The organism is Streptomyces sp. SD15, assembly GCF_054462255.1.
Genome location: NZ_JBTLMO010000004.1, coordinates 66287 through 79584 on the forward strand (window position 1 = coordinate 66287; position 13298 = coordinate 79584).

Below are 13298 nucleotides of genomic sequence, written 5' to 3' on the forward strand. Positions count from 1 at the left end.
GGTAAGCCCGCTCGTGTCAACCTGCGTTGAGCGCCTTGTTCGCATTCTCAATCCACTTGGCAGTCTTGTCCTTGGCGTCCTGGAGAATCTCGGCGTTCTCCTCGATCACCTGCTTCTCGTAGGCGGACACCAATGCCACGCCGATACCGAGGTAGTTGACCTTCTGCTTGCAGCGCATGTCCGCGACGGCCGTCGTTGTCTCCGCCTTGCCCACCTGGCTCGTGTCCGACCAGCGCTTGTCGTTCCGCGGCTCGGTGGGGGTGTCGTACTCGTACCCCTGGCTCTTCATGCAGTCCGACCACTCGGCGGTCGACTTCTCGTAACGGCTGTCGCTGCGCACCTTGGTCATGGCCTTGCCGCGCGCCGAGGAGACCATCATCTCCGCGTAGCCCTCGCCGAAGCCGCCCTCACCCGCGCCGGCCTTGGAGCCGTCGGGCATCGTGATCTCCTGTGGCGTCGTGGCTCCCTTGGTGAGGGTGCGCAGCGCCTCGCCCTCGCATCCCCCCTTGGGAACGGTCTTGCCGTTGAAGGTCGCGATACGTCCGGACAGCAGTTGTCCCTGGAGCTTCGTCGTCTTCTTGGTGTACGTCGCCTCAGCCGACTGCCCCTGGGTGTTCTCGTCCTGGGGGCTTTCGTAGCCGTACTGCTCCACCTGCGACACCGGCGCCACCTGGAACTCCGAGTGCTCCAGGTAAGCCTTGCCCGTGTACGCCCCCAGAGGCTGCGGGTTGTCCGGGTAACCGAGCTGTCGCATGCACTGGTTGACCAGCAGGATGCGTGCCTTCTTGAGCGTGTAGTTCTCCTCCGGCGTCGAGAGGTACGCGTCGAGCGGCGTGGAGATCTTCGCCGGGTCCAGGCTGCTGGGGGTCGGCACGGAGCCCAGGTCCGGCTCCGCGGACGCGGACCCCAGCCCCCCGCATCCGCTCAGCGCCGCCATCGCCACGAGGACGACAACGGCGCTACGCCTGGCGGCTGTGAGGTGTGTCAGCATCCGGTCTTCTTGAAGGAGGAGAACTCGTTGTTGTTGTCGTAGAACGTGAGGTACTGGAAGTTGCGCGACGCGAAGTAGCTGGTGTCCCCGTAGTTGATGTCCCACCAGAAGGTGAAGCCCGCGCAGGAGGTGTACGTATCCGCGTCGTTCGATGCCGCGCCGATTGAGTCGCCCAGGTAGGACGAGTCGATGAGGTAGTACATCCCGTGGAAGTTGGGGTGCGGGTCGTTCAAGTCGTAGTAGCCGTAGTGGTAGCTCGTCGGCTCCTGGTAGTCGAACACACAGATGTTTCCGGCATCCGTGCAGTCGCCGTCCCCGTCGGCCTGGGCGGTGACCGCCCCTCCGACCACGAGGGACGCTGTGGCCACGCCCAGGACAACGGCACGGCCGATCGAGTTTCTTATACGCATTCCTGTTGCCTCTCGCGATGTCACGAAGAACGTCGTGACGTGACGGACAACAGGAGAGGGCGATTGCGCTCGCCGCAGGAGCCCCCCCTGAGCAAGTCCAAGTCCCCCCGGTGAAACCGGACTTGAACTGCGAGGAACATACAGGGAACGTAAGAGCTTCCACAAGATCAGATAAACATCTTATGAAGGCCCCTCATATGGGATCAGTCGCGTTTGCAGATGCGGTCCAAAAGGTTTGCGGTGGCGCGTTGGATACGGGTGTCGACGTGGCCGGGGCGGTCGAGCGCCGGGGACCAGGCGAAGGTTCCGGATGCGAAGACCAGGGCGCCGGAGGGCGCTCGGTAGAGGGAGGTTTCCTGGTGGCGGACGGTGCCCTGGCTGTCCCGGTACGGGGAGTGGGCCAGGAGGATACGGCCGTGATGCTCCGGCAGCGGGGTGCGCGGGAAGTAGCGGTCGGCCTCCCCCGCGACCATGCCGTCGAGCTCGTCGCCCTCGTGCGCGCCGGTGGCCTCCCACAGCCAGTGGTCGGCGTTGCGCACGACCATGGGGTGCGGCTCGGGGACTCTCCCCGCGTACTGGATCCCGATCAGCTGTTGCTCCGGACGGTCGATTTCGCGCCAGAGCGCCGGCTTTCCAGGGCCTCTGCGCTTGCGGCAGGTGAGCAGGCGGTCGGGGACGCCGGACGGGGACGGGCCCAACTCGACCTGCCAGTACATGGTGTTGGCGGAGAGGAAGACCAGGGAGGTGCCGTTTTCGCGGGCGAGTTCCGCGGTGCGGCGCATCGGCGTCGACCAGTACTCGTCGTGGCCCGGGAAGACCAGGCCGCGGTAGTGGGTGGGATCGACGCGGCCGGCGTGCAGGTCCCGGGCGTCGGCGTAGGCGAGGTCGTAGCCGTAGCGCTCGGCCCAGCGGATGAAGTCGTAGGCGTGGCCGACGTGGAGGGGGAGGCCCGCGCCGGCGTACGGGCGGTCGAAGGAGACCGTCGTCGCGGCGTCGGACTCGCCGAGCAGACGGCCGTTCTCGTCCCAGGCGTGGTAGAGGCTGGCGCCGGTGTGGCCGTCCTCCGGGTAGAGGTTGTACGCCTGCCAGGTGACGTCCGGGAGCAGGAGCAGCAGGTCCGCCGGGTGGTTGTCGCGGACCGTGAAGGGGACGTGGGAGCGGTAGCCGTCGGCGGTGGTCAGGACGGCGACGTATGCGCCGATGTTCCAGTAGCTCGGGATCTGCAGGCGCCAGGACAGCCACCAGTGGTGGCAGGAGACCGTGCGGTCGGCGGTCAGGGGTGGTGGCTGGACGATGCCGGAGAGGCGGGGGCTGGTGGTGATCTTGCTTGCGCCGTCGCCGCCGTAGTGCCCGATGCGGTAGATGTCGACGCTGAATTCCTGAGGCGGGTCGACGGTGACGTGGAAGTCGATGGCCTCGCCGGGGGCTGCCGCGCCGGTAGTGGTGAAACCCTTGATCTGGCGGTGAACGTCATCGGCCGAACGAGGGCCGCCGACTCGGGGACGGGGGATGGGGGGCTTGCGTGTCCCTTGCGCGCGTGTCTCTTGGGGGAGGGCGCCGGACCGGCGTTCGAGGTGGTCGGCGAGGTCGATGTGGCCGGTGGCTGGGTCGATGTGATCGATGTACCACGGGACGACGTGGCCGGTGTCGTCGAAGTAGTGCTCGTCGCCGCGGAGCCAGGGGACTGGGCCCTGGCCGAAGGGATCCGTCACGGCGTGCGCGAGTGCTCCCGACTCCCAGCGGCGGATCTGCTCCGACCCCATGCCCTTTCCCTCCCTCGTGCCCCCGTCGGTTCCGTAAGCCTTGGTCCTGCCGTGGCCCTGCCGGTCCTGCCTTGGCCCCGCCTTGGCCCTGTCGGGGTCCTGCCTGGCCTTGCCTCGGTCTCGCTCGCCTCGGTCTTGTGCGCGATCGATCCCAGCACATCACATTACGCACGCGGTCCGTCACCGTTCGTCGCGAATAGGTGTGATGGGAAGGCGAGGCTCCGGATTTGGTGTTCGCCGTCGTCGGCGCCCCCGGCAACGCCCTCACACCAGACGAACCGGCTTTTCAGGGCGGACGCCCAGGTGGCGGAGCCAGTCCCGGAGGGGGCCGGGGTCCCCACGCTCGACGAGAGTCAGGACGCGCGGGCCCAGGTCGGCGGCGCGCTCGCCGCCGACGAGCAGCGACGGACCGTCGAGCCAGTCGAGCCCCGGCGCCGCCCCGGCGGTGTCCATCGCGGCGCAGCAGACCATCGCGGTGACATGGTCGGCGAGCAGCTCACGCCCGGTACGCGGCGGCTGGAGCGGAAAGAGCGGCAGCATCCCGTCGTCCCAGAACGCCCGGTCGGGCCCCGCCTGCTCAGCGCCCCCGCCCGGCGCGGTCGCCACGGCCGGCGCCGCTGTCTCCTCACGGGCCACCTCCGCTCTGAGGCCGGCCGCAAGCGCCGCCGTCCGCTCATTGCCGAGGGCGAGGTCCCCGTCGTCCTCATCGTCGCCCTCAGCCCCGTCCAGGCCTATGCCCATCTCCTCGTACGCCCCCCGACGATTGGTGGCGAGGGCGGTGGCGGCCGGGTCCGGGTCGGGGCCGGTGCTGTCGGCGGGCGACGCGGTCAGGTGGTCCATCACCCGTCTCAGCGTCGGACCGACCTGGTCGGGCGCCGTCGGGTCCGTGGGGTGGCGGACGCCCAGCGCGTCCAGGACCCGGTGCAGGCGGGCCGCGTCGGTGCGCCATTTACGGTCCACGACCTCGTCCGGATACTCCTGCCAGTCCACCGGCGCCCAGTCGGGTCCGGACTCGGCGGGCCCGCCGTGGAAGAGGCGGGCGGCGAGCAGCGAGGCCGCCTCGTCCATCGTGCCGGGCTCTTCGAGCAGGTCGCAGGCGGGGCGCTCGCCGAGGCGGGAGGCAAAGCCCTCGGCCAGGCGGTCGCGGCGCGACAGCTCGGTGAGGGCCGCGACCACGCCCGCGTCCAGCCGGGCGGGCCAGCGGCCCATCCGCCAGGCGGGCAACGCCACGCGGGTCAGCAGCCGGTCCCAGCCCGCGTAGGCCAGGCCCACCTGTTCCTGCGCGACGATCCGCAGGCCGTAGTCCACAGCCTGTGCACGCTCGGCCGCGGCGGCCGCCACTCCCCGCTCCATTTCTGCCGCGTGGCCCCGGCAGCTGCGCAGCAGCAGGCGGGTCACCCAGCCGACGCCGGCGAGGACCGTACAGACCGGCCGGCCGTGGGTGGGCACCGAGGTCACGGCCACGGCCGCGTCCAGGCCGCGTACGAAACGACGGGCCGCGGCTATGTCGGGGTGGGCCGAGGGGCCCGTACCGGCGACGACCGGGGCGAGGACCGCGCGCAGCTCCCCGACCCGCATCCACCACAGGAAGGGCGAGCCGATGACGAGGACGGGTGCGGCGGGGGTACGGCGCGGGTGAGCCAACCCGCCTCGCACTCCTCGTACGCCTTCTATTTCGTCCCTGTTCTCGGGTGGTGGTGGGCCGTGCGCCGGGTGGGTGCGGTCCTCCAGCCAGCTGTCGCAGTCGGGGGTGAGCGCTATGGCGGAGGGGGGTGGGACGTCGAGGCGGTCGGCCAGGTCCCGGACCATGCGGTAGAGGTCGGGCGCGGACTCCTCCGCGACCGCGACCGTGGGGCTCACGGCGGGCCGGGCCCGGGCGACCACGAGCGCGATGCCCGCGGCCGCGAGGAGGACGAGTGCGGCAAGGATCGCCACGATCCAGCGCGTGATCCCCCAGCCTCCGCCGGTGATGTGGCCGGTGGAGACGCCGACGAGCAGCACGACGGCGACGGCCGCGGGAAGCAGGGCCACGGCCAGCGCCCTGCTGCGGATACGCAGCACGGCGAGAGCCCGGGAGCGCGCGGCCTGCGCGCCAACCTCCACACCCATACCGGTCACGACCGGACGTCACCCCCAACTGTCGGCCCGGCGCGCGCTGTCTCACAGCCCGCGCTCACGAATGCCCTGGCGTTGCTCACTCCCCCACTGTGGCACCCACCACTGACATCGCAATGCCGGTGGGCCAAGTGCCGGAACGCTTTCGCCGCACCCTAGTTGGGGCCCCGGCCCCCGTCAGCCGGATACGGCATCGGTCACTCGATGGAATGCCTTTGGGGAAAGGTGGATGACGGTGGGCAACGATCAGGCCCCGGATTCCGTACGGAATCCGGGGCCTGGGGTTCTCGGGTGAGCGTCACGGGCACACGGGCACATGCGCACTTGGCTAGGCGCCCGCCTTCGCCTCCAGCGCCGCCTTCGCCGCGATGTCCGTACGGTGCTGCGAACCGTCGAGGCCGATGCGGGAGAGCGCCGCGTACGCGCGGGCGCGGGCCTCGGTGAGGTCGGCGCCGATCGCTGTGACGGAGAGCACCCGCCCGCCCGCGCTCACGACCGCGTCGCCGTCGCGCTTCGTGCCGGCGTGCAGGACGTACGCGTTCGGGGCGTCCTGGGCCGCCACCTCGTCGAGCCCGGTGATCGGGTCGCCGGTGCGCGGGGTCTCCGGGTAGTTGTGCGAGGCCACGACCACGGTGACCGCCGCGTCGTCGCTCCAGCGCAGCGGTGCCAGGTCGGCGAGGGTGCCGTTCGCCGAGGCCAGCAGCACTCCGGAGAGGGGGGTCTTCAGGCGGGCGAGGACGACCTGGGTCTCGGGGTCGCCGAAGCGGGCGTTGAACTCGATGACCCGTACGCCACGACTGGTGATCGCCAGACCCGCGTAAAGAAGGCCGGAAAACGGGGTACCGCGGCGGCGCAGCTCGTCGACCGTCGGCTGGAGGACGGTCTCCATGACCTCGTCGACCAGCTTCGGGTCCGCCCAGGGCAGGGGCGAGTACGCGCCCATGCCGCCGGTGTTCGGGCCCTCGTCGCCGTCCAGCGCGCGCTTGAAGTCCTGGGCGGGCTGCAGCGGGACGACGGTCTCGCCGTCGGTGATCGCGAAGAGGGAGACCTCGGGGCCGTCGAGGAACTCCTCGATGACGACTCGGTCGCAGGCGTTGGCGTGCGCGCGGGCCTTCTCGAGGTCGTCGGTCACGACGACGCCCTTGCCGGCCGCGAGACCGTCGTCCTTCACGACGTACGGGGCACCGAAGGCGTCCAGCGCCTCCTCGACCTCGTCCGGCGTCGTACAGACGTACGAGCGTGCCGTCGGGACGCCCGCACCCGCCATCACGTCCTTGGCGAAGGCCTTGGAGCCCTCCAGCTGCGCGGCCTCCTTCGAGGGGCCGAAGCACGGGATGCCCGCCTGGCGCACGGCATCGGCGACCCCGGCGACGAGCGGGGCCTCCGGGCCCACGATCACCAGCTCCGCACCGAGCTCGGTGGCCAGCGCGGCCACGGCGGCGCCGTCGAGGGCGTCGACCGCGTGGAGTTCTGCCACCTCCGCGATGCCTGCGTTCCCGGGGGCGCAGTGCAGGGCGGTGACGTCGGGATCGAGGGACAGGGAACGGGACAGGGCGTGTTCGCGGGCGCCGCTACCGATGACGAGGACCTTCACGGGGTCAGCCTAACCGCCGGGGGCGGGTGCTTTTGTGCGGGCTTCCGAAGCGGGGGGTGGGGACGATTGGTGGGATCGTCCTAAGGGGGTCTTGTGGATGTGGTCTTGTGATGAGGTCTTCTGGACGGGGTCTTCTGAACAACCCCGCTCGAGACACTCCTCCTTCGCCGGCCCCTTCGTTCTGGAACTCCGCGTTCTAGAACTCCGCGCACTCCTCGCTCTAGAACTACTCGTTCTGGAACTCCTCCACCACCGTGGCCCCCAGTTCGCGGACGATCAGGTCGTGGCCCGAGAGGGCGGACTCGTCGAGGTCGGGGTCGTCGTCCTCGGGGATGTCGTCCTCGGGGGCGACCGGGGGCGGTTCGTGGGCGGCGGGGGGCGGGGTGGGTGCATGAGCCGGTGCGGCCGGAGCCTGGCCCGCGGGCGGGCCCTGCGGCGTGGCGGGGCGCGGCGCAGGGGCCGGTGGCTGCTGGGGCGCTGCGGGCCGCGGCGCGGCCGGAGCGCCGCCGTAGCCCCCGCCGAACCCAGGACCCGTGGTCGCCACCGGTGGTGGTGCCGAGCCGCCCGAGGCGTCGACGATCGCCTCGATCTTCCACTGGACGTTGAACTGCTCGGCCAACGCCTGCTTCAGCACTTCCTCGCTGCCGCTGCTCGCGAAGTTGTCCCGAGCGCCCGCGTTGACGAAGCCGATCTGCAGGGTCGTGCCGTCGTAACCCGTCACCTGCGCGTTCTGGCTGAGCAGGATCCAGGTGAAGCGGCGGCGGTTCTTCACCGCCTCCAGGATGTTCGGCCACAGCATGCGGGGGTCGAGGCCACCGGCCGCGGGAGCCTGAGCCGGAGCGGAGGCGGGTGTGGATGGGGGTGCGGCGGCAGGAGTGGGAGCCGTCCGGGGAGCCCCGGGCGCGCTGGACGCGGCGGGCCCGGCCGGAGCCTGCCCACCACCCGCGGGTGCCGCCGTCGGCCAGCCACCGGGACGCCGACCGCTGCCCGCGGCCGTCGCGGTGGGCCAGGCACCGGGTGCGGCTCCTGGCGGGGAAGCAGGGGGCGCGGCCGGAGCCTGCGGCTGCTCGACCACCGCAGCGGCGGGCGGGGGCGCGGCAGCAGCCGTGTACGCGGCCGCGGGCGCCACCGGGGCAGGAGCCGTCCCCGCGCCCTGCGCCGCAACACCGGCACCGGCGGTTCCGTACGTCCCATGCCCCTCAGCTCCAGCTCCCTGCCCGCCAGGTCCCGCCGACCGCACGGCGGCGCGAGCCGCGGCGGCCCCGCCCCCCGGCGGAACCGCCGGAACGCCCGAGACCGGCGCCCCTCCATGGACTTCAGGACCGGGGACGTACCCCATGGCCGGCCCGCCCCCGCCGCCGCCGGAGAAGTTCACCCCGCGCTCCATGCGGTCCAAGCGGGCCATGATGGAGCGCTCGTCCCCGTACGCGGCGGGCAGCAGCACGCGCGCGCAGATGAGTTCGAGCTGGAGGCGGGGCGAGGTGGCGCCGCGCATCTCCGTCAGCCCCTCGTTGACGAGATCGGCGGCACGGCTCAGCTCGGCGGCACCGAAGACACCGGCCTGGGCCTGCATGCGCTCCACCACGTCGGACGGGGCATCGATGAGCCCTTTTTCCGCCGCATCGGGCACGGCAGCCAGAATCACCAGGTCCCGCAACCGCTCCAGCAGGTCGGCGACGAACCGCCGGGGATCATTTCCGCCCTCGATCACGCGGTCCACGACCTCGAAGGCCGCGGCGCCGTCCCCCGCGGCGAAGGCCTCGACCACGGAATCGAGCAGCGACCCGTCCGTGTAGCCGAGCAGTGAGGTGGCCATGGCGTACGTCACACCGGCTTCGGCCGCGCCCGCGAGGAGCTGGTCCATCACGGACATGGAGTCACGCACGGACCCGGCACCGGCCCGCACGACCAGCGGCAGCACCCCGTCCTCGACAGGAATGCCCTCGTGCCCGCAGACCTCGCCCAAGTACTCCCGCAGCGTCCCCGGGGGCACGAGCCGGAACGGATAGTGATGCGTCCTCGACCGAATTGTCCCGATGACCTTCTCGGGCTCGGTCGTGGCGAAGATGAACTTGAGATGCTCCGGCGGTTCCTCGACCACCTTCAGCAGCGCGTTGAAGCCGGCTGACGTGACCATGTGGGCCTCGTCGATGATGTAGATCTTGTACCGACTGCCGGCGGGCCCGAAGAAAGCCTTCTCGCGCAGGTCACGGGCATCGTCCACACCACCATGGGACGCGGCGTCGATCTCGATGACGTCAATGGACCCCGGCCCGTTCCTTGCCAGGTCCTGGCAGGACTGGCACTCGCCGCACGGCGTCGGCGTCGGCCCCTGCGCGCAGTTCAGACACCGGGCCAGGATCCGCGCGCTGGTCGTCTTGCCACACCCACGCGGGCCGCTGAACAGGTACGCGTGATTGACCCGGTTGTTCCGCAGCGCCTGCTGCAACGGGTCGGTGACATGCTCCTGCCCGATGACCTCGGCGAACGACTCCGGGCGATAGCGGCGGTACAGCGCGAGAGACGACACACATACGAGGTTATAGGCGCCCACTGACAACGAGGACCGCTCGCTGACGCATCCCCCGAGGGGCCGCTCGCCGACGGATCACTGAGGAACCGCTCGCCGACGCATCGCCGAACCATCCCCGCAAACGCAAGCGCCCCCCACGCACCCGCCAGAGCCAACCTACCCTTGCTGCCTTCCGGCCCTGGGGGAGTTCAGTCAGATAGCGCCACGTGAGGGGCTCCGCACAGAGTACCCGATCGCAGCGGGGGGAACGAGTTCGCGAGCACTCCTCAACGTCTTGTATTGTTTGCCGCGGAGGATTCGCCTAGAGGCCTAGGGCGCACGCTTGGAAAGCGTGTTGGGGGCAACCCCTCACGAGTTCGAATCTCGTATCCTCCGCCAGTGCCTCACCGGGCACGATGTCGAAGGGCCCCACCGCTTGCGGTGGGGCCCTTCGACGTTGTCCGTCTCAGTTTCCGTCTCAGTTCACCGATCCGCTGACATCCGGTTCAGCCGCCTGCGATGCTGCGCGTCATGCTCATGATCGCCACCGCATCGGCCAACGTGCGCGGCGCCGTTGACGCAACGCTGGCGCGCCGACGGGCCGCTCTGGAACTGAGGGGCCAACGCACAGGCGACCTGAGCCTCGCGGACACCAAGAGCCGCGCTGCGCCGACGCGCGCCCACTGGTGGATAGGGCCGGTGGCCATGAGTCGATCACCGCATTGAGCGGCCCACGGCCAAAAGACGATGGTTGCGGACGCTGCCCCCTCCGGAACAACGAAGAGACCACCCATCCGGCCGGGTGGTCTCTTCGTTCTAGGGCCTGTCCGACGGGTCGCGTCACCGACCCCGCACCCGACAGCACTGTCACCCGAATGGCCCAACATGACGTGCCACCCACATGGGTGAACATCAAGCTGATTAGTGCCCCAACCGAAGGCAATCCGTGAAAGGCGAACCAAATGCGCATTCGACGAATCCTCGCCGCCGTCATCGCGACGGCAGCCCTCGCCGGACTCGGCCTCACAGGCGCCGCCACCGCCGCCACCGCACAGGGTGCCCCATCCGTCGTCACCCCTTCTGAGTGCAGGGAGGGCGGCGGAACGCCCGATCTGGCGGACAACCGCTGCAAGGGCGGTACGTACGACGGGGAGCAGATCGACTAAACCCCACAAGGCGCCCCGCAGCCACGCGCCGCGGGGCGCGGGGCGCTCCCGCGCGAGCGTAGCCGGGAGAGTCGCAGGGACTGTGCCGACCCGTCGGGCACGCTAGGTCCGAGTCGGCCCGGAAACACGCGGCGGGCGGGAGCTCCCGAACGCCGTCGCGCGCGAGCGCAGCGAGCTGCCAAGGTTTGCGCGGCCGTAGGCCGCACCTTCTGTTACTGAGGCAAGAAGCCGGGGGTTCCTTGCCCAAGCTCGCCGGAGGCGACCGAGGTAGTCCGCCTCCGGCGGGGGATCGGCCGGCACCGGGATGGAGGGGGCGCCGTTCCCGACTGCGGGCCCGTAGGGGCGTGCGTGTGGTGCTCCCATCCCGTCCACCATCGACCCAGGCAGAGCCGAGCAGACGCGGCCCCTGGCGTCCAGGTCGTTCGTACAGTGGCGCGCTCCACCTGGACGCCATGAACCACGCCCGCTCCACGGTGTGTGGGTCGACGGCGGACGGGATGGGAGCTGGGGTGGGTGGGGTTGAGGCCGCTCCACCGACCTTGACGGATGCTGCGCGCGCGACCCACCCCCGCCAGGCCACGGCCCAATGGGGGCAGGGAGGGCACCACCAAAGGGCGGATACCGGGACGAGAGGGCCGTCAGTGCTTGGCGATCCCCATGCCGAGGAAGATGCCCGCCAGCAGTGCGACGCTGCCGACACCCATCACTGCCCAGGTCCCGCTTTGCGTAGCGCCGAAAGTCGTGGTCATTCCTGCTTGAGTCGCTGCCTGCGTGGCTTGAGCCCCGGCCATGGCTGCTTCTTGCACCGCAAGAGCCGTCTCCAGCGTTTGGACCTTGGTCTCCAGTTCAGATGCTTCCATCGTCATTCCTTTCTGCGTTGTGCCACTACCGGCTCAACGTCGATCGGTGTCCCGCCGACGCGACACGGTCTCCGCCGGCGGGGGCCGGAACACCCGTGATGAGTGCCACGGTCTTCGGAGGGTGAGGGATGATCACCTACGCGGGGACGAGCGGTCGCCGGACGACTGATCCACCGGGCGGGCGGCTGCGGAGGCCATGAGGGCCAGCATGAGCGCGATCACGCCGACGATGATGTTGTTGACGATCGTCCTGGTGGTGCTGACGTCGCCTGCCACGACCCACGGCGCAAAGATCGTCCACACGCTGAGCGCGCAAGCGGCCCACGCCATGCTGTGCGACCGCTCGTATGCCCGGCCGAAGCCACCGCTCATGATCACGGCGTATGCGATGCCGACGATCAGATTGTTGACCGCCAGGGTGGAGAACTCGTTGAAACCCGCGATCCACGGTGAGGCCGCCAGGTAGAGGCCTGTGATCAGGGCCATGGCTTCGACGGCCTGTGCCCTCGGAGTAGTCGCGACACGCTCGGCCATCTCGTGCCGATTTCGCATGGCGAGGATGTCGGGATGCGTTGCCATGTCCGACCGGGGCTGTGTCGTCATTCCGATACCTCCGATTTGCCTGTTATGTCTACTACGTGAAAGCGAGTACCCAACGAGGACGGGGTAACCGTCGCTGAGCTGCGTGAGTCCGAAGACGCTGCGGGGGAGGTGGCCTGCGGGGCACTTCTCGTTGTGGAGCTGGAGCCGAAAGGGAGCCTGTGTCAAGACCGCGTACGGCGACTGACACCAGCGACTGACACCAACAAGCACGAACAGCGGCGCTCGGCTCCGGACCTCGGTGGACGATCGACCGAGGCGCAGGGCAGGCTGGTCGACTTCGGCAGCGCCGCATGATCGACCTGATAAGGATGCGGGCCGAATTCAAAGCCTGTGCGCGGTCGTGCCCCATCCGTGCCCGACCGGGAACTCACGGGGAACTGCGGTCACCAAAAGGCAACCTGCATGGCGAAGGCCCCGGACCGATGTTGCTGGTCAGGGGCCTTCAACCTGCGCGGTGGGTGTGGGATTTGAACCCACGGTGACTCGCGCCACGACGGTTTTCAAGACCGTACGCCGCAGCCCAAGGCGTATAGATGCTGTGGGAGATGGGGGTCGGTCAGTCGCCAGTGAAGACAGGGACGATCACTGCTGCGATCGCAGAGAGTAGGCCCACTACGGCCAAGAAGGCGTTGAACTTCTCTTTCGCAGTAGGGAAGACGGCACGACTCATGTCTCCGACCTTGCTCCGCAGCACGATCATCTTGAGCTTCTGCCAACGATGCTGGCGGTTTCGGCACCCCATCAGCACGCCATAGGCGTTGTTCCGACAGTATGTCCGTCCGTCGCGATTGACCGCCCCACACCAGACCGGAACCTGGAAGGAGGCGAAGGCGAAGACCGCAACGGACAAGGCAGCGACAACTGAGAGGGCCCATTGCTGGGTCCAGGCGACGATGAGAACCCCAACCGCGATGTATCCCCAGTACAGGCGCATGGCTTCCCCATGAACGCGAAGCCTAATGGCATATGCGCAGGTCAGACAGCGGCAAGAACTAGACAGAGTGCGTCGCCATGGCGTGTAGCTACCTCTTGGCTTCTGTTGCCTCTGGCGGAGTGGCCTGGGCCGTCCGAGGCCGCTCAACAGCGGTCGACAACAACCAATGACGACCACTCAGGCAGCCGCGACCAGGCCCGGAGCTGCAAAAACGCAGGCCCCCAAGATCCCCGACAAGACCCAGGGCAAGAAGACAGGCCTTGAGTCGCCCATTGAGACGTTGAGCGCGGCAGGCATCGTCAGTGGTGCCGCCTAGAGTGCGCAGCATCAGCACTGGATCGAACACCCAG

10 protein-coding genes, 1 tRNA gene and 1 other RNA gene are annotated in these 13298 nt (G+C 69.4%); 2 read left to right on the forward strand and 10 right to left on the reverse strand.

All coding sequences use genetic code 11. The annotated features are described in order from the left end of the window. Positions 1-16: 16 nt before the first annotated feature. From ACX28W_RS05305 to ffs, 7 genes are all read right to left on the reverse strand, one after another. Complete coding sequence (locus ACX28W_RS05305; protein WP_458997581.1) at positions 17-991, reverse strand: hypothetical protein; 975 nt, start codon at positions 989-991, stop codon at positions 17-19. Then, positions 985-1401: a hypothetical protein gene (locus tag ACX28W_RS05310; RefSeq protein ID WP_458997582.1), complete on the reverse strand. Its 417-nt coding sequence runs from the start codon at positions 1399-1401 to the stop codon at positions 985-987. Before ACX28W_RS05310 ends, ACX28W_RS05305 begins: the two co-directional genes overlap by 7 nt. A 203-nt stretch (positions 1402-1604) precedes the next feature. After that, positions 1605-3164 carry a N,N-dimethylformamidase beta subunit family domain-containing protein gene (locus tag ACX28W_RS05315; protein ID WP_458997583.1) on the reverse strand — a complete coding sequence of 520 codons (1560 nt, stop codon included), beginning with the start codon at positions 3162-3164 and terminating at the stop codon, positions 1605-1607. Between the two features lie 264 nt (positions 3165-3428). Next, on the reverse strand, positions 3429-5273 hold the full coding sequence (locus tag ACX28W_RS05320; protein WP_458997584.1) for a M48 family metalloprotease: 1845 nt from the start codon (positions 5271-5273) through the stop codon (positions 3429-3431). A 334-nt stretch (positions 5274-5607) separates the two neighbouring features. Beyond that, a complete protein-coding gene (gene purD, locus ACX28W_RS05325; RefSeq protein ID WP_458997585.1) occupies positions 5608-6873 on the reverse strand; it encodes a phosphoribosylamine--glycine ligase in 1266 nt (421 codons plus the stop codon). Positions 6874-7099: 226 nt separating this feature from the next. After that, complete coding sequence (locus ACX28W_RS05330; protein WP_458997586.1) at positions 7100-9403, reverse strand: DNA polymerase III subunit gamma and tau; 2304 nt, start codon at positions 9401-9403, stop codon at positions 7100-7102. Between the two features lie 123 nt (positions 9404-9526). Then, positions 9527-9625: signal recognition particle sRNA small type (gene ffs / locus ACX28W_RS05335), an RNA gene on the reverse strand. A 71-nt stretch (positions 9626-9696) separates the two neighbouring features. Between ffs and ACX28W_RS05340 the strand changes: the two genes are divergently transcribed. Beyond that, positions 9697-9784: transfer RNA gene (locus ACX28W_RS05340), tRNA-Ser, on the forward strand. A gap of 563 nt (positions 9785-10347) precedes the next feature. Beyond that, on the forward strand, positions 10348-10551 hold the full coding sequence (locus ACX28W_RS05345) for a hypothetical protein (RefSeq protein WP_458997587.1): 204 nt from the start codon (positions 10348-10350) through the stop codon (positions 10549-10551). A gap of 638 nt (positions 10552-11189) precedes the next feature. Here the strand turns inward: ACX28W_RS05345 and ACX28W_RS05350 are convergent. The 3 genes from ACX28W_RS05350 to ACX28W_RS05360 form a co-directional block, all read right to left on the reverse strand. After that, on the reverse strand, positions 11190-11411 hold the full coding sequence (locus ACX28W_RS05350) for a hypothetical protein (protein ID WP_458997588.1): 222 nt from the start codon (positions 11409-11411) through the stop codon (positions 11190-11192). A 132-nt stretch (positions 11412-11543) separates the two neighbouring features. Further along, positions 11544-12014, reverse strand: a complete 471-nt coding sequence (locus ACX28W_RS05355) for an SPW repeat protein (RefSeq protein WP_458997589.1) — start codon at positions 12012-12014, stop codon at positions 11544-11546. Between the two features lie 556 nt (positions 12015-12570). Continuing rightward, complete coding sequence (locus ACX28W_RS05360) at positions 12571-12948, reverse strand: hypothetical protein (protein ID WP_458997590.1); 378 nt, start codon at positions 12946-12948, stop codon at positions 12571-12573. Between the last annotated feature and the right edge of the window lie 350 nt (positions 12949-13298).

Bases quoted from the DNA above. Each gene is read 5' to 3' on its own strand.
- ACX28W_RS05305 (WP_458997581.1), bottom strand. From the start codon at position 991: ATGCTGACACACCTCACAGCCGCCAGGCGTAGCGCCGTTGTCGTCCTC.
- ACX28W_RS05350 (WP_458997588.1), bottom strand. From the start codon at position 11,411: ATGGAAGCATCTGAACTGGAGACCAAGGTCCAAACGCTGGAGACGGCT.
- ACX28W_RS05320 (WP_458997584.1), bottom strand. From the start codon at position 5,273: ATGGGTGTGGAGGTTGGCGCGCAGGCCGCGCGCTCCCGGGCTCTCGCC.
- ACX28W_RS05355 (WP_458997589.1), bottom strand. From the start codon at position 12,014: ATGACGACACAGCCCCGGTCGGACATGGCAACGCATCCCGACATCCTC.
- ACX28W_RS05360 (WP_458997590.1), bottom strand. From the start codon at position 12,948: ATGCGCCTGTACTGGGGATACATCGCGGTTGGGGTTCTCATCGTCGCC.
- ACX28W_RS05345 (WP_458997587.1), top strand. From the start codon at position 10,348: ATGCGCATTCGACGAATCCTCGCCGCCGTCATCGCGACGGCAGCCCTC.
- ACX28W_RS05315 (WP_458997583.1), bottom strand. From the start codon at position 3,164: ATGGGGTCGGAGCAGATCCGCCGCTGGGAGTCGGGAGCACTCGCGCAC.
- ACX28W_RS05310 (WP_458997582.1), bottom strand. From the start codon at position 1,401: ATGCGTATAAGAAACTCGATCGGCCGTGCCGTTGTCCTGGGCGTGGCC.